Source organism: Pseudomonas sp. Ors-4-3C (genome assembly GCF_055755035.1).
On record NZ_CM146900.1, the window covers coordinates 5,296,156 to 5,314,595 of the forward strand.

The window sequence follows — 18,440 nt, forward strand, 5'->3', positions numbered from 1 at the left end:
CATGGAACGACAACTGGACGCTTACTGCGAACACCTGCGCAGTGAGCGACAGGTGTCGCCGCACACCCTGTCGGCCTATCGCCGCGACCTCGATAAAGTCCTCGGCTGGTGCCTCAAGCAGAACATCGGCAGTTGGGCGGCGCTGGATATTCAGCGTCTGCGCAGCCTGATCGCCCGCCTGCATGCCCAGGGGCAGTCGTCGCGCAGCCTCGCCCGATTACTTTCAGCGGTGCGCGGGCTCTATCACTATCTGAATCGCGAAGGCCTGTGCGACCACGACCCGGCGACCGGTCTGGCGCCGCCGAAAGGCGAGCGGCGCCTGCCAAAAACCCTCGACACCGACCGTGCGTTGCAACTGCTTGAAGGTGCGGTCGAGGACGATTTTCTCGCCCGTCGTGATCAGGCGATTCTCGAACTGTTCTATTCCTCGGGCCTGCGCCTGTCCGAGCTGACCGGGCTCAATCTCGATCAGCTGGATCTGGCCGACGGCATGGTTCAGGTGCTCGGCAAGGGCAGCAAGACCCGTCTGCTGCCGGTCGGCAAAAAGGCTCGCGAAGCACTCGAGCAATGGCTGCCGCTGCGGGCCATGACCAACCCGGCCGACGACGCCGTGTTCGTCAGCCAGCAAGGCCGGCGTCTTGGTCCGCGGGCGATTCAGGTTCGGGTGAAACTGGCCGGCGCGCGCGAACTGGGGCAGAACCTGCACCCGCACATGCTGCGGCACTCTTTCGCCAGCCACTTGCTGGAATCCTCGCAGGATCTGCGCGCGGTGCAGGAACTGCTCGGCCACTCGGACATCAAGACCACGCAGATCTACACCCACCTGGACTTCCAGCACCTGGCGGCGGTCTACGATAGCGCCCATCCACGGGCCAAACGCAGCAAAGGCGACGATTCATGAACATCCAGTTGATCACCTTCGACCTCGACGACACCCTGTGGGACACCGCCCCGGTGATCGTCAGCGCCGAAGCGGTATTGCGCCAGTGGTTGAGCGAACACGCACCCAATCTGGGCGCGGTGCCGGTGGAGCATCTGTGGGCGATTCGCGAGCGGGTGCTGGCCAGCGAACCGGGCCTCAAACATCGCATCAGCGCGTTGCGTCGGCGCGTGCTGTTCCACGCGCTGGAAGAAGCCGGATACACCTACGGTGAAGCTTCCGATCTGGCCGACAAGAGTTTTGAAGTGTTCCTGCACGCGCGGCACCAGATCACGGTATTTCCCGAGGTCGAACCGACTCTGGAAATCCTCGCCAACCACTACGCCCTCGGCGTGGTCACCAACGGCAATGCCGACGTGCGTCGATTGGGCCTGGCGGATTACTTCAAGTTTGCGTTGTGCGCGGAAGACATCGGCATCGCCAAGCCGGATGTGCGGCTGTTTCACGAGGCGTTGCAGCGTGGTGGTGTGAGCGCTGATCTGGCGGTACACATTGGTGATCATCCCGGCGATGACATTGCCGGGGCGCAACAAGCGGGCATGCGCGCGATCTGGTTCAACCCGGCGGGCAAGGTCTGGGAAGCCGAGCGCCTGCCGGACGCCGAGATCCGCAGCCTGACTGATTTGCCGGCAGTACTGGCGCGCTGGAATGCCCTCTCGAACTGATCCACTATCCCCTGTGGGAGCGGGCTTGCTCGCGAAGAGGCCGTGTCAGCCGACATATAATTTGAATGACACACCGCCTTCGCGAGCAAGCCCGCTCCCACAGGGGATTGCGTGCATCCATGACTTTATTTCAGGCATGAAAAAGCCCGCAGCGACGGCGGGCTTTTTCAGCAAGCAAGCGGCACGCCTCAGATAGGGCGGCTGCCGTACTTGTTGTCCGGCTTCTTGGGCGGATCGGCGACCACGTTGGCCTCCACTTCCTGCACCTTGCCGCCGCGCGCAAGGAATTCTTCCATGGCCTTGGCCAGGGCGTCGCGCTCCTTGTTCTTGGCTTCGATGCTCGGCAATTCGTCGATCGACACCGCAGCCTTGGCTTTGCCTTTGGCAGCCGGGGCCGGCGTATCGTCACCGCCATCGTCGTCAGCAACGTCTTCCGCTGCTGCTTCCAGGCCTTCCTCGGCCTCGTCTTCGTCGCCTACTTCGAGGTCGTCGTTTTCCAGATCATCGTCGCTCATGTTCTACCTCATGACTTGCGAAAAGCAGATTAGTTATAGACCAGCTTTGGCGACTGTCGAAAGTCGCCGTAAAAAAATCGGTAACCGCTGGTGACCAACGGTTTACGCCCCTTCACCGTGCAGGGTGGCGAGGACTTTACGGGCACCGCCATGATCACGGTGCTCGCCCAGATAAACGCCTTGCCAGGTTCCCAGAGCCAGTCGCCCTGCCGAAACCGGCAGACTGATCTGGCAGCCAAGTACGCTGGCCTTGAAGTGCGCCGGGAGGTCGTCCAGGCCTTCGTCGTTATGCTCATAGCCGTCTGTTCCTTGTGGGATCAGACGATTGAAAAATCGTTCGAAGTCGCGACGGACCGCCGGATCGGCGTTCTCGTTGATGGTCAACGACGCCGAGGTATGCTGCAGCCACAAATGCAACAGACCGACCCGGCACGCCTTGAGTTCAGGCAGGCCGGCGAGTAACTCGTCCGTTACCAGATGAAAGCCCCGGGGCCGTGCCCGCAGGGTTATCAGAGTCTGTTGCCACATACAGTTCTCCGCACGTTCGGGGCGCATTCTAGCGCGCTCTGGGAAAAAACAAAGGCCCTAATATTCCTGCAATGATGTAAGCCATTGGCCGCAGAAAAACGCTTGTCGTAAACACGACCAAAGCCGTACGAAAAATCCTTTCAGCCACTACCTGAATGACAAATTCCAGACAAAAAAATGCCCGGCAAGCCGGGCAAGTTTTTTCGATGCGCGTACTTACAGGTTGTAGCCGCGTTCGTTGTGTTGTGCCAGGTCCAGACCCACTGCCTCTTCTTCCTCGGTGGCACGCAGGCCCATGACCACGTCCAGTACCTTGAGGATGATGAAGGTGACGATCGCGGTGTAGATCACCGTGAAGCCGACGCCTTTGCACTGAATCCACACTTGCGAAGCGATGTCGGTCACGGTGCCGAAGCCACCCAGCGCCGGCGCGGCGAACACGCCGGTGAGAATCGCGCCGAGGATACCGCCGATACCGTGCACGCCGAAGGCATCCAGGGAGTCGTCGTAACCGAGTTTGCGTTTCAGCGTGGTCGCGCAGAAGAAGCACACCACACCGGCCGCCAGACCGATGATCAGCGAGCCCATCGGGCCCACGGTACCGGCTGCCGGCGTGATTGCCACCAGACCTGCAACCACACCCGAGGCAATGCCCAGTGCGCTAGGTTTGCCGTGGGTGATCCACTCGGCGAACATCCAGCCCAATGCTGCAGCAGCGGTAGCGATCTGAGTCACCAGCATCGCCATGCCGGCAGTTCCGTTGGCGGCCGCGGCGGAACCGGCGTTGAAGCCGAACCAGCCGACCCACAGCATCGCCGCGCCCATCAGGGTGTAACCAAGGTTGTGCGGTGCCATCGGGGTGGTCGGGAAGCCTTTGCGCTTGCCCAGCACCAGGCACGCCACCAGACCGGCGATACCGGCGTTGATGTGAACCACGGTGCCGCCGGCGAAATCGAGCACGCCCCAGTCGCCCAGCAGCGAACCCGGACCGCTCCAGACCATGTGCGCGATCGGCGCATACACCAGAGTGAACCAGACGCCCATGAACACCAGCATCGCGGAGAACTTCATGCGCTCGGCGAAGGCACCGACGATCAGCGCCGGGGTGATGATGGCGAAGGTCATTTGATAAGTGACGAACACCGCTTCAGGGAACAGTGCTGCCGGGCCGGTAATGCTGGCAGGCGTGATGCCCGCGAGGAAGGCCTTGGCAAAGCTGCCGACGAAGGAGTTCAGGTTGACGACGTTGGCTTCCATCCCGGTGGTGTCGAACGCCATGCTGTAGCCATAAAGGAACCACAGGATGGTGACCAGGCCGGTAATGGCGAAGCACTGCATCATCACCGAAAGAATGTTTTTCGACCGCACCATGCCGCCGTAGAACAGCGCGAGGCCGGGAATGGTCATGAACAGCACGAGGGCTGTGGAGGTCAGCATCCAGGCGGTGTCGCCGGAATTGAGGACTGGAGGCGCCACCGGATCTGCCGCCATAGCCAGGCCGGGCATTACGATGGACAACAGGGCGCCTAGCCCTGCGAATTTACGCAGAGTCATATTGTTTTCTCCTGGGGCGTTGGGTTTGTGGCGGCGTTTAGATCGCGTCGGTATCGGTTTCGCCGGTACGAATGCGGATCGCCTGTTCCAGATTGACCACGAAGATCTTGCCGTCACCGATCTTGCCGGTGTTGGCAGCCTTGGTGATCGCCTCGATCACCCGATCCAGATCCTTGTCGTCGATGGCAACGTCGATTTTCACCTTGGGCAGAAAATCGACCACATACTCCGCGCCGCGATACAGCTCGGTGTGACCCTTCTGCCGGCCGAAGCCTTTGACTTCAGTGACGGTAATGCCCTGCACGCCGATTTCGGACAGCGACTCGCGCACGTCGTCCAACTTGAACGGCTTGATGATGGCAGTGACTAGCTTCATGAAACTCTCTCCCGAATTGGTGGACTTGCCCCAGGAAAACAAACCCGACTCAAGTCTAAGCGCAGTGCCTGGCTTTGTAACGCATCGTCGGCCTTACCTGCCCGACTGACGCCAGCTAACCGCTGCCGGCGAAACTCCCCGTCCCGCCTGCCGCACTGCATTCGTCACAGCGACTGCATCAGTGCATGGGTCACTACCGACTAAGCAGAAAGCTTGCCATCTCGCGAAATTCCCCTGATTTCAATCCCTTGGCCGCAGCCGCAGGCGCTCGCGCACAAAACCCGCGATGGATACGCACAACAACGGTGCGCTGCCGTCCGTCCGCTTGCGCGAAAAGCGTGCATCCATGCCTGCGCAAATGACTATAGACACTGCGTGATACACTGCCCGCCATTGTTTACAGGACATCCACCATGCTCGCGCCCAAAGACTTCCTCGACGCCCTGAGCGGCACTGCCTCCCGCCTGTTCAGCGGTGACACCCCGCTGCCGAAAGCCGAAATCGAAAGCCAGTTCAAGATGCTGTTGCAAAGTGCATTCAGCAAACTGGATCTGGTGAGCCGGGAAGAGTTTGACAGTCAGATGGTCGTACTGGCCCGTACCCGCGCTCGCCTCGAGAGCCTCGAAGCGAAAGTTGCCGAGATGGAAGCGAAGCTGACACCGCCCGCTGAATAATCCGCTCCCCCTGTAGGAGCTGCCGAAGGCTGCGATCTTTTGATCTCCAGCCCTTCAACCATCCCGGCAACGTCCTACAACTTGCACCGCCGTCCGATTGCGCCGAAAAGCCCAGGTCTCCAAGCTCACCCGATGCTGAATGTTCAGCACCGGGTTTGGCGACCCGAACAGCTCAAGGCGCACGACGACCATGATGGCGGCTACATTTACCGCACATCGTTTCATGGCGATTGTGCCTGGGAGACCTTCGGGTCTGCCGGGTTCCTTTTGCTCCGGTTCGCTAACCCGCGTACCTGATCTGAGCTCGGCGTAAATCGTAAGTCGATTGAAGATTCATCCAGAACTCAGGCGTGGTTTTGAGGTGGATCGCCAGCCTGATTGCCAGATCGGCGCAGATCCTGAGCTGGCATTTCACAAGCTTCTCGATCTCGGTTTCAGGCCATTTCGTGGGCATGGCCAGGTCCATGACAGTCATGCCCAACGGTTCCAGCAAGCTATCGAAACCGTTTCGCCGGCGTCCTACAACTATCAGGGCATGGCCCTACAAAAATCAGCTCCTACGCCTGATTACGTAAGCATCAATGCCTTCGATATCGTCTGCAGATTGATCCCACAGAACAAGACGATGCGACGAAAAGGAAAAGGTACCGAGCTTCGAAATCAGACACTCAAATCTGATTCCCGCAAACTCGCACATCAAACAATGTCCATGGACCCAGAAGCCCTGGCAGCTGGAGTTGATCCTCTATCACTCAGGATCGATCCGATTACTCCATTAGCAATCAACGCATATCACCAGTGGAGCGGCCCAATTGGATTTCCTTGGGAAGCTGTTCTGGACTGGAAGACCAAAGATGCAAAAGGACTGGACTTGGCGTTGTGGTACGAAGAAGAACTGTGCGGATTGTGCTACGCAACGCCGCGAAGAAGCACGATCTGCATGAAAATCGTCCTTTTGCAGGGACACACCTGCAAGACGAATACCTTGCGGGGCTGGATCGCTCCGATGGCATTGCTGACAACAGAGTTCTACGCCCGGAAGCTGGGGTACACGCAAATCGAAGTCCAAGAGCCAGACTCAGGCGCCATCCCTTACTATCAAACACTGGGATTTTATTTTGATACAACCGGTCGCCTGTCTTTCCATTGGACGACCAATAAGATCGAATCAAGTGTCCCGGCACCTGAGGTGTTTATGAAGCAGAAGAAGCAGAAAGCTCAACCGGCACGGGTTTCCAAACCGGGTACCGAGGCACTCGGTTTGCCGGACAGAGTTTCAGCCAGTCAGCGGCATTTTCTGAAAGTGGCCGCGACCTATGGCAAGGAAATGGAGCCCGATGGTTGGCTCGCCGGTGGTGGAACCTGAGTACCGCAAAAATGACCGCCTGACAGGCGGTTTTTTTATGCCTGAGGATTAGTGCCCTCAGAAACATCAAGTGAAAGTTCGACCTTAAAACTGTCCGACCAACGCCCTCTCCCCAGACTACCCTTCAAAAACCCGCAGGAAGCGGCCCCCGATTCAGCTCAAGGAACGACCATGTCCCTCTCCATCGTCCACAGCCGCGCCCAGGTTGGCGTGGAAGCCCCTGCCGTCACCGTCGAAGTTCATCTCGCCAACGGTCTGCCGTCGCTGACCATGGTCGGGCTACCCGAGGCGGCGGTGAAGGAGAGCAAGGACCGGGTGCGCAGCGCGATCATCAATTCCGGGCTGCAGTTTCCGGCGCGGCGGATCACCCTGAATCTGGCGCCGGCGGATTTGCCCAAGGATGGCGGACGGTTTGATCTGGCGATTGCCTTGGGGATTCTATCGGCGAGTGTGCAGGTGCCGTGTCTCACACTGGATGAGGTGGAATGCCTCGGTGAGCTGGCGTTGTCCGGTGCGGTGCGACCGGTACGCGGGGTGTTGCCGGCGGCACTGGCGGCGCGCAAGGCCGGGCGGGCACTGGTGGTACCGCGGGCGAATGCCGAGGAGGCGTGCCTGGCTTCGGGCCTGAAGGTGTTTGCGGTGGACCATCTGCTGGAGGCGGTGGCGCATTTCAACGGGCATACACCGGTCGAGCCTTATGTGTCGGACGGGCTGATTCATGCAGCGAAACCCTATCCCGACCTCAATGAAGTGCAAGGTCAGATGGCCGCGAAACGCGCGCTGCTGATTGCCGCAGCGGGCGCGCACAATTTGCTGTTCAGCGGGCCACCGGGGACGGGCAAAACATTGCTGGCTAGTCGCTTGCCGGGGCTGCTGCCGCCGCTGTCTGAATGCGAAGCACTGGAAGTGGCGGCGATTCAATCGGTCGCCAGCGGCGTGCCGCTGACACACTGGCCGCAGCGCCCGTTTCGCCAGCCGCACCACTCGGCATCCGGTCCGGCGCTGGTCGGAGGCAGCTCAAAACCACAACCCGGCGAGATCACCCTCGCGCATCACGGTGTGCTGTTTCTCGACGAACTCCCGGAGTTTGATCGCAAGGTGCTGGAGGTGCTGCGCGAGCCGCTGGAGTCCGGACATATCGTGATCGCCCGAGCCAAGGATCGCGTGCGCTTTCCTGCGCGTTTCCAGTTGGTGGCGGCCATGAATCCTTGCCCCTGTGGATATCTTGGCGAGCCGAGCGGCAAGTGCTCGTGTACACCGGACATGGTGCAGCGCTACCGCAACAAGCTATCGGGGCCGTTGCTGGATCGGATTGATCTGCACCTGACGGTGGCGCGGGAAGCGACGGCGTTGAATCCGGCAGTGAAGCCAGGCGAGGACAGCGCCAGTGCGGCAGCCGTGGTGGCCGAGGCACGCGAACGCCAGCAAAAGCGTCAGCTTTGTGCCAATGCCTTTCTCGATCTGCCGGGACTGAAACGCCACTGCAAGTTATCCACAGCCGATGAAACCTGGCTGGAATCGGCCTGCGAACGGCTGACCCTGTCACTACGCTCAGCCCATCGTTTGCTCAAAGTCGCCAGAACCCTGGCAGACCTTGAGCAAGTCGATGCAATCCGCCGTGAGCATTTGGCCGAAGCGCTGCAGTATCGGCCGGCGACGCCTTAATGCTCGGTCAGATCCACCAACGGCGCCTGCCGCACTTCGGTTTCACGCCCGGCCTGAATCTCGGTCACGCGCTTCAGCGCGTTATCCACAGCGCCTTTGTCTGCCAGCAGGCTGTAGCTGATCTGAAACTGTTGGCTGGCCTTTGGCGCAATGGTCGGCACCAGATTCAACGGACGCTGATAGCGGCGGTTGTAGGAAAAACTGGTGCCCGGCTCAAGGCCCGTGACATAGCCCTGCCCTTGGGTATCGGTGTTTTTCCACAGGGAAAAAACCGGCAGCTGCTGCGTATTGAAGCCAACAGAAACGCCAAGACTGCCGGCCTTGTTGTGCAGCACGGCCAGGGTTTCGCCTTTGGCGTCCGCATACGGCACGACGTTGTAGACGGTTTCGTCGTAGTCCTTGGTCGGCGCGCGGTAGGTCTGCCAGTCGGGCAGATCGCCCTTGGCCTTGTCGTTAAAAGGCGAAACCTGTTTTACCGGAGCCGCAAAACGTGCGCCCTGCTCAAGGAATGGCGTACTGAAATTGCTGTGGTACAGCGCCTGGTATTCCTTTGGATAATCGCCGTTGTTGGTCAGTGTGTCGTTCAGCGCGAACGCTGTGCTGCCTGGCACAGTGACCAGTTCGGTGACGACCGAGAAGTCGACTTTCTTGAATGCCTGCTCTTTCAGTTCGCCGCGCAGACTGATGGCGTAGGGTGGTTTTTCGTCAATGTGCAGGGTGACGCTGCTGGCCGGAATGTTCGCGGCGCGGCCGTGCAGAGTCAGCAACTCACCATTGTCCATGCCGGGATGGCCAACCCATTCGTAACCGCAGCGGGCCACCAGCTCGTTGAAGCCTTCCAGCCAACCCAGGCCACCGCGCCCGTTGAGTTCGATGTAGGCCGGGTTGACCACTTCCTTGACCGGCGAATCCCAGCCCATGCGCACACTACCAACAGAGGCTTGCAGGACATTCATGCCACGGGTCGGTACCACCGAGAGTTTCATTGTGCCGTTATCGATATCGACGATGCTGACACCTTCCTGTCGACCGCCGTGCAAGGTTCGCAGACTCACGGAAAAGGGTTTGTCGGTTTTCACCCCGAGCTGCTCACTGGTGATGCTCCAGTTTTGCGCGGGTTTGTTGGTATCGAGGAGTACGTAATCCCAAGCCATGGCGTGGGAAGCAGCAGAGAGTGCGCCGAGTGCAACGGCGAGTTTGAACGGGGTCATGGCAGCAGCCTTTATTGGAGTTGTGCCATTTTTATAGCGCTGCGGAAACGTTTCAGCAAGTGTGAAAGAGCAAGAGATCGAGTGTTTTACCCAGGATTGGCAGTGAAGCGATCGCGAGCAGGCTCACTCCTACAGGGATCTTCAGTGATCACAAACATTGCGACCAACCGATATACCTGTAGGAGTGAGCCTGCTCGCGATAGCTATTTCAGCTGTACATCAACGGAAGCGATCAACCTCGGAACGCAAGTCCGCCGCCAGTTTCTCCAGCTCCTTGGCCGTCACCGCCAGGTTCGACACCACCTCACGCTGCTCACTGTTGGCCAGCGCAATGCTTTGCAGGTTACTGCTCAGCAACGTAGCGGTACTGCTCTGCTCCTGGGTCGCCGTAGTAATCGCAGCAAACTGTTGCCCTGCCGAACGGCTCTGTTCATCAATCCGCGCCAGCGCCGATGCGACATTGGCGTTGCGCGACAGGCCTTCCTGCATCAACAGGTTGCCCTGCTCCATGGTGCTGATGGCGTTGCCGGTTTCCTGCTGGATGCTGTGAATCATCCCGGAAATTTCGTCGGTGGCCTGACGGGTGCGCGACGCCAGGTTGCGCACCTCATCGGCCACTACGGCAAAGCCACGCCCCTGCTCACCGGCACGCGCTGCTTCGATGGCCGCGTTGAGTGCCAGCAGGTTGGTCTGTTCGGCAATCGAGGTGATCACACTGACGATGCCGCCGATTTCCTGGGAACGCTGACCAAGGGTGTTGATCACGGTGGCAGTGGTGTTCAGTGCGCCAGCGATTTGCTCCAGCGAGGAAGAGGCCTCGTCCATCGAGGTGCGACCGATCTGGGTCTGCTGCGCGTTTTCCTGGGCCAGACGCTGGGTTGCGCCCATATTGTCGGCGATGTTCAGCGAGGTGGCGCTGAACTCTTCCACGGCGCCGGCCATGCTGGTGATTTCGCCCGACTGCTGCTCCATGCCTTCATAAGCACCACCGGACAAACCGGACAGCGCCTGGGCCCGGCTGTTGACCTCTTCCGAGGAGCGGCGGATATGCTCGACCATGGTCGACAACGCCTGGCTCATCTGGTTGAACGCGCGGGCCAATTGACCGATTTCATCGTGGCTCGACACATTCAGGCGCACGCTCAGATCACCGGCGCCCAAGGCTTCGGCCTGACGCACCAGGTCGCCCAGCGGTTGCAACTTGCTGCGCAACAGCCACATCGCCGCCCCCACCGCGATCAACATCGCCAGCAGGCTGCCGATGGCGAGTTGGGTGCCGACGCTCCAGGTCACGGCGCGGATTTCCGCTTTCGGCATGCTCGCCACCACCGACCACGGCCCGCCTTCGAACGGCACGGCGATGCTGTAGAAGTCTTCAGCGGTGTCGCTCCAGAACTCACCCTTGCCCGGTTTCGCCGCCAGACCCTTGATCACCGGAACGGCCTGATCCAGCGCTTGCACACCGGCCGGGGCGACCAGCCATTTGTTTTGCTCATCGAGCAACGCCAGCGAACCGTTCTGACCGATGCGGAAGCGCTTGAGGTTATCGAACTGGGCGTTCTGCGCGTCGGTGTAATCGAAGCCGACGAACAGCACCGCAATCACCTTGCCGCTGCCATCGCGCACCGGGGTGTATTGGGTCATATACGAGCGATCGAACAGCAAGGCACGGCCGACATAGCCCTGCCCCGCCATCAACTTCGCATAAGCCGGGTGCGCATGATCGAGCAAGGTGCCGATGGCGCGCGTACCGTCCTGCTTAGTCAGCGAGGTGCTGACCCGCACGAAGTCTTCGCCGCTGCGCACGAACAGCGTGGCGACGCCGGCCGTCATCTGCTTGAACTCGTCGACTTCCTTGAAGTTGTTGTTCAGCACTTCGCCGCCCAGGTGCAGGCCCGGGGTCTGCGTACCCGCAACTGCCACCGGCTGATCCGGGTGAATGCTCAAACCCGCGCTGAAGCGCTTCTCGAACAGCCCGCTCAGGCGCTGGGTGCTTTCGCGCAGCGTGCCGTGGAAGGTGCTCAGTTGGTCGGCCAGCAGCCGCGCCTCACTGGCGAGGTGCTCTTCACGGGTGGCGAGGTTGGCGGTATCCAGCGAACGCAGGGCAAACACCGTACTGCCGCTGATGACAATCGCCAGTATCACAGCGAGCGCAAGGCCCAGCTGCGAGGCGATCCGGGCGCGAGGTTGAGACATGGACAGCTCCTGGCCGAGCCACCGGATCCTCCTTGATCGCAGCACTTGCTCGGAAAATTCTAATAATGGGGGTGAAATCGTGGCGACCGGCACGACGGTTCCACATGCTCATTTTCGGCGGTGAAACCGAATACTTGAGTAAATAGCGGGGTTATGGCGCAAGGCCGGCATTGTGCGGGCTCGAACGTTTCAGCTCAAGCGCTTGACCAGCGGCAACGCCATGGCGCGCACTTCGCCTTGCAGGAAGTCGCTGAGGCGGCGCAAACGTTCACCTCCCGGACGGGTCTTCGGCCACACCAGGTAGTAATTCAGTCCGCTGGCGACCGCGGTCGGCCATGGCAGGCTCAGTCTTCCTTGCGCCACATCTTCGGCGACCATCAGCAAATCGCCCATCGACACCCCGTAGCCTCGGGCTGCGGCGATCATCCCCAGCTCGAGGGTATCGAACACCTGTCCGCCCTTGAGCGAGACCTGATCGGACAGGCCCATGTGCTCCAGCCAACTGCGCCAGTCGCGCCGATCCGGAGTCGGGTGCAACAGTTCGGTGGACGCCAGACGCGCAACATCCCACGGCTGGTCGTTCAACAGATTGGGCGCGCCCACCGGTATCAGCTCTTCCGGGAATAGCAGGCTGGCTTCCCAGTCCGGCGGGAAATGCCCATCACTGAGCAGCACAGCGCAGTCGAACGGCTCGTTGTTGAAGTCCACCGAATCCACGTCCATCCAGGCGCTGGTCAGTTGCACCTCGTTACCCGGTTGCAGATGGCGGAAGCGGCTGAGGCGCGCCAGCAGCCAGCGCATGGTCAGGGTAGACGGCGCTTTCATGCGCAGGATGTCGTCTTCGGCGCGCAAGGTGTTGCAGGCGCGCTCAAGGGCCGCGAAGCCGTCGCGGATTCCAGGCAACAGCATCCGCGCCGATTCCGTCAGCTGCAGGTTGCGCCCGCTGCGATGAAACAGCTTGCAAGCGAAATGCTCTTCCAGCGTCTTGATGTGCCGGCTGACTGCACTCTGGGTGATCGACAGTTCCTCGGCCGCGCGGGTGAACGAGCTGTGCCGCGCCGCCGCTTCGAATGCGCGCAGGGCATACAACGGAGGAAGACGACGGGACATTCGCAAAGCTCCTATAGCGGGTTAAGACCAACCCGGCAGGATCTTCTCATGATGAGTTTTAATCATGCCACCCATCCTTTTTATCCCTTTGTGCAAACCCTGCCAAGCGCCGAGAATCGTCGGCTCTCTGTTCCCTCTTTGAATGAGTGGTGATGACCATGCAGCATCCCGTGCGTACCGAACTCTGGGCCATCCTGCGGCTGGCCGGGCCGCTGATTGCCTCGCAGTTGGCGCACATGCTGATGGTGCTGACCGACACCCTGATGATGGCGCGCCTGAGTCCCGAAGCGCTGGCCGGTGGCGGTCTTGGCGCGGCGAGCTATTCGTTCGTGTCGATTTTCTGCATCGGCGTGATCGCGGCGGTCGGCACCCTGGTGGCGATCCGTCAGGGCGCCGGCGACATCATCGGCGCGGCACGCCTGACCCAGGCCGGGTTGTGGCTGGCGTGGCTGATGGCGCTCGGCGCCGCACTGCTGCTGTGGAACCTGAAACCGGTGTTGCTGCTGTTCGGCCAGACCGAAACCAACGTCCATGCCGCCGGGCAATTCCTCATTGCCCTGCCCTTCGCCCTGCCCGGCTACCTGAGCTTCATGGCCCTGCGCGGCTTCACCAGTGCGATCGGCCGGGCGACACCGGTAATGGTCATCAGCCTGGGCGGCACCGTGGCCAACTTCCTGCTCAACTACGCGTTGATCACCGGCATGTTCGGCCTGCCGAAACTGGGGCTGACCGGTATCGGTCTGGTGACGGCGATCGTGGCCAATTGCATGGCGCTGGCGCTGGCCTGGCACATTCGTCGGCACCCGGCGTATGACGCTTATCCGTTGCGCGCCGGTCTGTCGCGGCCAAATCGGCAGTATCTGAAAGAGCTGTGGCGCCTCGGCCTGCCGATTGGCGGCACCTACGCGGTGGAAGTCGGCTTGTTCGCCTTCGCCGCGCTGTGCATGGGCACCATGGGCAGCACGCAGTTGGGCGCGCACCAGATCGCTCTGCAGATCGTTTCGGTGGCGTTCATGGTGCCAGCGGGCATGTCGTATGCGATCACCATGCGCGTCGGCCAGCATTACGGCGCCGGGCAACTGAGCGATGCACGAATGTCCGGACGGGTCGGCATCGTCTTTGGTGCGGTGGTGATGCTGGGCTTCGCCATGGTGTTCTGGCTGCTGCCGAATCAACTGGTCGGGCTGTTCCTTGATCACAACGATCCGGCGTTTGCCGAGGTGATTCGTCTGGCCGTAAGCCTGTTGGCGGTGGCCGCGTGGTTCGAGCTGTTCGATGGTACGCAGACCATTGCCATGGGTTGCATTCGTGGGCTGAAGGACGCGAAAACCACGTTTCTGGTCGGGCTCGGCTGCTATTGGCTGATCGGCGCGCCGGCGGCGTGGTGGATGGCGTTTCACCTGCATTGGGGGCCGACTGGCGTCTGGTGGGGGCTGGCGCTGGGGCTGGCATGCGCGGCGGTGAGCCTGACGCTGGCGTTTGAATGGAAGATGAAGCGGATGATTCGGCTGGAGCCGCAATCTCGAGGCTTCAACATCCCTCAACCTGAATGAAGTTTCCCTGTGGGAGCGAGCTTGCTCGCGAAAGCGGTGTACCTGACACATGTATATTGAACGTGTCGCCGCCTTCGCGAGCAAGCTCGCTCCCACAGGGGTTATGTGTTCAGCTCACGATTTCGAGGGCTGGCTGCTGGCTGGCACCAAACGTCAGGTACTCTACCAACTCCGCCAATGGCAACGGCCGGCTGATCAGATAACCCTGCACCTGATCACAGCCAAACCCGCGCAGCAGATCCAGCTGCTCCGGCGTCTCCACCCCCTCGGCCACCACTTCCAGATGCAGGTTGTGCGCGAGGTTGATCATCGCATGCACCAGTTTGCGGTTCTCTTCGCGTTGCTCCATGCCGCCGACGAAGCTTTTGTCGATCTTCAGCAGCGTGATCGGCAGGCTGTTGAGGTGTACGAACGAGGAGAACCCGGTGCCGAAGTCATCCAGCGAGAAACGCACGCCGAGGCGGCCGAGGGCGTCCATGGTCTGCTTGACCAGATCGCTGCGGCGCATCACGGCGGTTTCGGTGAGTTCAAATTCGAGCCACTGCGCCTCGACCCCACGCTCGGCAATCAGCCGGCTGAGCGTCGGCAGCAACTGGCTGTCCTGAAACTGGCGGAACGACAGGTTGATCGCCATGTGCAGCGCCGGCAGCCCGCGCTCGCGCAGTGCCTGCATGTCGCGCAACGCGCGGGAAATCACCCAGTAGCCCAGCGGCACGATCAAGCCACTCTGCTCGGCCAGCGGCACGAATTCGCTCGGTGGCAGCAGCCCGCGCTCGCCATGGCGCCAGCGCACCAAGGCTTCGAGGCCGACGATCTGCCCGTCTGCAAGATTCAGCCGCGGCTGGTAATGCAGCTCCAGCTCATCGCGACGCAACGCCCGGCGCAGCTCGCTTTCGAGGTCGGCCATGCTCCGGGCGTTGCGATTGATGCGTTCGTTGAAGATATGGAAGGTGCAGCCCTGCGTGCTCTTGGCCTGCTGCATGGCGATGTGCGCGTGCCACATCAGCGGGTCGGCACCACCTTGTGCGCGGGCATGGGCGATACCGAGACTGGAACCGATCAACAGGCTTTCGCCGTCGACCCAATAGGGTTCGGACAAGGCTTCTGTGATGCGTTCGGCCATCCACTCCGCGCGTTGCGGCGCGCGGCGGGTGTCGATCAGCAGGGCAAATTCGTCGCTGCCCAGGCGCGCCAGTTGATCACCGGCCTCCAGCTGACTTTTCAGCCGGGCGACGACTTGCAGGATCAGCCGGTCGCCGGCCTGATGCCCGAGGGCGTCGTTGGCATGACGAAAGTTGTCGAGATCGAGATGTCCGAGGGCCAGACCGCGCCCGTCGTTTTCTGCCAGCCGCGCGGTGAGCAGGGTCTGAAAGCCCTGGCGATTGGCGATGCCGGTCAGCGGATCCTGTTCAGCGAGGCGTTGCAGAGTGTTTTCGAGAACGCCGCGCTCTCGCACATGACGCAGGCAACGGCGCAGCATGCCGGCATCGAGGGCGTCGAACACCAGCCAGTCGCTGACGCCAACGGGCGCAGTGGCCGGTTCGTGTTCCAGCAGCAACACGGTCGGCAGGCTGCAACGGCCCGGGGCCGGCTGCAACGCGGGAACGGTCAACAACACCGCATGACGGTTGTCTTCGAACAGACTGCTGACCGACTCCCAGCTCGGCGCGCTGATCAGCACCGCCGCGCTCCCCATCGGAGCCAGACACTCGCGCAATAACGCTGTCCACGCTGGCTCTTCGGCCAGTAGCAGCAAACGCAAGGGTTCGACAGGCGTAGACAAGCTAGCTCCCTAGACTCTGCAATGATGTGGGCGGGGCATTATGCCGTTGCGATGATCAATGACCAAATGACAACGGTTATCAAACCGTTATTTTGTGTCATGAATGAGTACATTAGCCGCAAAATCACCGCGCATCCTGCGTGAAAGTAACAAAACCGGCAAATTTGAATCGCGTGGTGCGTCACAAGTCGGACAGAGCAGCACAAATCGCTGAGCCTGTTAAAATGCCGGCCCATTTCGTCAACGACTCCCGAATTTTCGTATGTCCCGACTCAATCCCCGGCAGCAAGAAGCCGTGAACTACGTCGGCGGCCCTCTATTGGTGCTCGCCGGCGCTGGCTCCGGCAAGACCAGCGTGATCACCCGCAAGATCGCGCACCTGATCCAGAACTGCGGCATCCGCGCCCAGTACATCGTCGCCATGACCTTTACCAACAAGGCCGCGCGCGAGATGAAGGAGCGGGTCGGCACCCTGCTGCGTGCCGGCGAAGGTCGCGGCCTGACGGTCTGCACCTTCCACAACCTGGGCCTGAACATCATCCGCAAGGAGCATGCGCGGCTGGGCTACAAACCCGGTTTCTCGATCTTCGACGAGACCGACGTCAAAGCCCTGATGACCGACATCATGCAGAAGGAATACGCAGGCGACGACGGCGTCGACGAGATCAAGAACATGATCGGCGCCTGGAAAAACGACCTGATCCTGCCGGCCCAGGCGCTGGAAAACGCACGCAATCCGAAAGAACAGACTGCCGCCATCGTCTACACCCACTATCAGCGCACGCTCAAGGCTTTCAACGCGGTGGACTTCGACGACCTGATCCTGCTGCCGGTGAAGCTCTTCGAAGAGCACGCCGACATCCTCGAAAAGTGGCAGAACAAGGTGCGTTACCTGCTGGTCGACGAATACCAGGACACCAACGCCAGCCAGTACCTGCTGGTGAAGATGCTGATCGGCAAGCGCAATCAGTTCACCGTGGTGGGCGACGACGACCAGTCGATCTACGCCTGGCGTGGCGCGCGGCCGGAAAACCTGATGCTGCTCAAGGACGATTACCCTTCGCTGAAAGTGGTGATGCTCGAGCAGAACTATCGGTCCACCAGCCGCATCCTGCGCTGCGCCAACGTGCTGATCTCGAACAACCCGCACGAATTCGAAAAACAGCTGTGGAGCGAGATGGGCCACGGCGACGAGATCCGCGTGATCCGCTGCCGCAACGAGGACGCCGAAGCCGAGCGCGTGGCCATGGAAATCCTCAGCCTGCACTTGCGCACCGACCGCCCGTACAGCGATTTCGCAATCCTCTATCGCGGCAACTACCAGGCCAAGCTGATCGAGCTGAAGTTGCAGCACCACCAGGTGCCGTACCGCCTGAGCGGCGGCAACAGCTTCTTTGGCCGTCAGGAAGTGAAAGACCTGATGGCCTACTTCCGCCTGATCGTGAACCCGGATGACGACAACGCCTTCCTGCGCGTGATCAACGTGCCGCGCCGGGAAATCGGCTCGACCACCCTGGAAAAACTCGGCAACTACGCCACCGAACGCAAGATCTCGATGTACGCCGCCACCGACGAAATCGGTTTGGGCGAGCATCTGGACAGCCGCTTCACCGATCGCCTGTCGCGCTTCAAGCGCTTCATGGACAAGGTCCGTGAGCAGTGTGCCGGCGAAGATCCGATCTCGGCGCTGCGCAGCATGGTCATGGACATCGACTACGAGAACTGGCTGCGCACCAACAGTTCCAGCGACAAGGCTGCGGACTACCGGATGAGCAACGTCTGGTTCCTCATCGAAGCCTTGAAGAACACCCTGGAAAAAGACGAAGACGGCGAGATGACCGTCGAGGACGCCATCGGCAAACTGGTCCTGCGCGACATGCTCGAGCGGCAGCAGGAAGAAGAGGACGGCGCCGAAGGCGTGCAGATGATGACCCTGCATGCGTCCAAGGGCCTGGAATTCCCTTACGTGTTCATCATGGGCATGGAAGAGGAAATCCTCCCGCACCGCTCCAGCATCGAAGCCGACACCATCGAAGAGGAACGCCGCCTGGCCTACGTGGGCATCACCCGCGCGCGTCAGACCCTGGCCTTCACCTTCGCCGCCAAGCGCAAACAGTACGGCGAGATCATCGACTGCGCGCCAAGCCGCTTCCTCGATGAGCTGCCGCCGGACGACCTGGCGTGGGAAGGCAACGACGACACACCGACCGAAGTCAAAGCCGTGCGTGGCAATAGCGCATTGGCTGATATACGCGCGATGTTAAAGCGCTAGAATTGACCACTTTTTTAAAGCTTAGGGCGCAC

The 18,440-nt window shown here is 60.8% G+C and carries 16 protein-coding genes; 7 read left to right on the forward strand and 9 right to left on the reverse strand.

Annotated features, from left to right (window positions below; all coding sequences use genetic code 11):
- The first annotated feature begins 1 nt into the window (after position 1).
- Together xerC and ACVHNU_RS24035 are read left to right on the forward strand one after the other, a co-directional pair.
- Positions 2-901 (forward strand): tyrosine recombinase XerC, encoded by a 900-nt coding sequence (gene xerC / locus ACVHNU_RS24030; protein ID WP_226500818.1) that lies wholly within the window; start codon positions 2-4, stop codon positions 899-901.
- Positions 898-1,605, forward strand: coding sequence for an HAD family hydrolase (locus ACVHNU_RS24035; RefSeq protein ID WP_473018423.1), 708 nt, complete (start codon positions 898-900; stop codon positions 1,603-1,605). The genes xerC and ACVHNU_RS24035 overlap by 4 nt, the downstream gene beginning before the upstream one ends.
- Before the next feature lie 188 nt (positions 1,606-1,793).
- On the opposite strand, the gene sutA is transcribed toward ACVHNU_RS24035, so the two are convergent.
- The 4 genes from sutA to glnK form a co-directional block, all read right to left on the reverse strand.
- Positions 1,794-2,120, reverse strand: coding sequence for a transcriptional regulator SutA (sutA, locus tag ACVHNU_RS24040; protein ID WP_003229413.1), 327 nt, complete (start codon positions 2,118-2,120; stop codon positions 1,794-1,796).
- Positions 2,121-2,222: 102 nt separating this feature from the next.
- On the reverse strand, positions 2,223-2,648 hold the full coding sequence (locus ACVHNU_RS24045) for a secondary thiamine-phosphate synthase enzyme YjbQ (RefSeq protein ID WP_003229414.1): 426 nt from the start codon (positions 2,646-2,648) through the stop codon (positions 2,223-2,225).
- 216 nt (positions 2,649-2,864) lie between these two features.
- Positions 2,865-4,202 carry an ammonium transporter gene (locus tag ACVHNU_RS24050; RefSeq protein WP_103483682.1) on the reverse strand — a complete coding sequence of 446 codons (1,338 nt, stop codon included), beginning with the start codon at positions 4,200-4,202 and terminating at the stop codon, positions 2,865-2,867.
- Between the two features lie 37 nt (positions 4,203-4,239).
- Positions 4,240-4,578: a P-II family nitrogen regulator gene (glnK, locus tag ACVHNU_RS24055; protein WP_002555808.1), complete on the reverse strand. Its 339-nt coding sequence runs from the start codon at positions 4,576-4,578 to the stop codon at positions 4,240-4,242.
- Between the two features lie 413 nt (positions 4,579-4,991).
- On the opposite strand from glnK, the gene ACVHNU_RS24060 reads away from it, so the two are divergent.
- Positions 4,992-5,252 carry an accessory factor UbiK family protein gene (locus ACVHNU_RS24060; protein ID WP_007920416.1) on the forward strand — a complete coding sequence of 87 codons (261 nt, stop codon included), beginning with the start codon at positions 4,992-4,994 and terminating at the stop codon, positions 5,250-5,252.
- 280 nt (positions 5,253-5,532) lie between these two features.
- Here ACVHNU_RS24060 and ACVHNU_RS24065 read toward each other — a convergent pair whose 3' ends face one another.
- The gene (locus ACVHNU_RS24065) at positions 5,533-5,727 is read right to left on the reverse strand and encodes a HigA family addiction module antitoxin (RefSeq protein WP_473018424.1); all 195 of its coding nucleotides are present in this window, start codon (positions 5,725-5,727) and stop codon (positions 5,533-5,535) included.
- 60 nt (positions 5,728-5,787) lie between these two features.
- Here ACVHNU_RS24065 and ACVHNU_RS24070 point away from each other — a divergent pair, with 60 nt between their 5' ends.
- The gene (locus tag ACVHNU_RS24070; protein WP_473018425.1) at positions 5,788-6,618 is read left to right on the forward strand and encodes a hypothetical protein; all 831 of its coding nucleotides are present in this window, start codon (positions 5,788-5,790) and stop codon (positions 6,616-6,618) included.
- A gap of 171 nt (positions 6,619-6,789) precedes the next feature.
- Positions 6,790-8,283 carry a YifB family Mg chelatase-like AAA ATPase gene (locus tag ACVHNU_RS24075; RefSeq protein WP_473018426.1) on the forward strand — a complete coding sequence of 498 codons (1,494 nt, stop codon included), beginning with the start codon at positions 6,790-6,792 and terminating at the stop codon, positions 8,281-8,283.
- Here ACVHNU_RS24075 and ACVHNU_RS24080 read toward each other — a convergent pair.
- The 3 genes from ACVHNU_RS24080 to ACVHNU_RS24090 all read right to left on the reverse strand — a co-directional run bounded on the left by ACVHNU_RS24080 (position 8,280) and on the right by ACVHNU_RS24090 (position 12,800).
- Complete coding sequence (locus ACVHNU_RS24080) at positions 8,280-9,494, reverse strand: aldose 1-epimerase family protein (protein WP_473018427.1); 1,215 nt, start codon at positions 9,492-9,494, stop codon at positions 8,280-8,282. The genes ACVHNU_RS24075 and ACVHNU_RS24080 overlap by 4 nt on opposite strands.
- A 219-nt stretch (positions 9,495-9,713) precedes the next feature.
- The gene (locus tag ACVHNU_RS24085) at positions 9,714-11,690 is read right to left on the reverse strand and encodes a methyl-accepting chemotaxis protein (RefSeq protein ID WP_473018428.1); all 1,977 of its coding nucleotides are present in this window, start codon (positions 11,688-11,690) and stop codon (positions 9,714-9,716) included.
- 189 nt (positions 11,691-11,879) lie between these two features.
- Positions 11,880-12,800: a LysR substrate-binding domain-containing protein gene (locus ACVHNU_RS24090; protein WP_045122673.1), complete on the reverse strand. Its 921-nt coding sequence runs from the start codon at positions 12,798-12,800 to the stop codon at positions 11,880-11,882.
- Between the two features lie 158 nt (positions 12,801-12,958).
- On the opposite strand from ACVHNU_RS24090, the gene ACVHNU_RS24095 reads away from it, so the two are divergent.
- On the forward strand, positions 12,959-14,353 hold the full coding sequence (locus ACVHNU_RS24095) for a NorM family multidrug efflux MATE transporter (protein ID WP_473020096.1): 1,395 nt from the start codon (positions 12,959-12,961) through the stop codon (positions 14,351-14,353).
- A 109-nt stretch (positions 14,354-14,462) separates the two neighbouring features.
- On the opposite strand, the gene ACVHNU_RS24100 is transcribed toward ACVHNU_RS24095, so the two are convergent.
- Positions 14,463-16,136, reverse strand: coding sequence for a putative bifunctional diguanylate cyclase/phosphodiesterase (locus ACVHNU_RS24100; RefSeq protein ID WP_473018429.1), 1,674 nt, complete (start codon positions 16,134-16,136; stop codon positions 14,463-14,465).
- Positions 16,137-16,398: 262 nt separating this feature from the next.
- Between ACVHNU_RS24100 and rep the strand changes: the two genes are divergently transcribed.
- Positions 16,399-18,408 carry a DNA helicase Rep gene (rep, locus tag ACVHNU_RS24105; RefSeq protein WP_027610430.1) on the forward strand — a complete coding sequence of 670 codons (2,010 nt, stop codon included), beginning with the start codon at positions 16,399-16,401 and terminating at the stop codon, positions 18,406-18,408.
- Positions 18,409-18,440 lie beyond the last annotated feature (32 nt).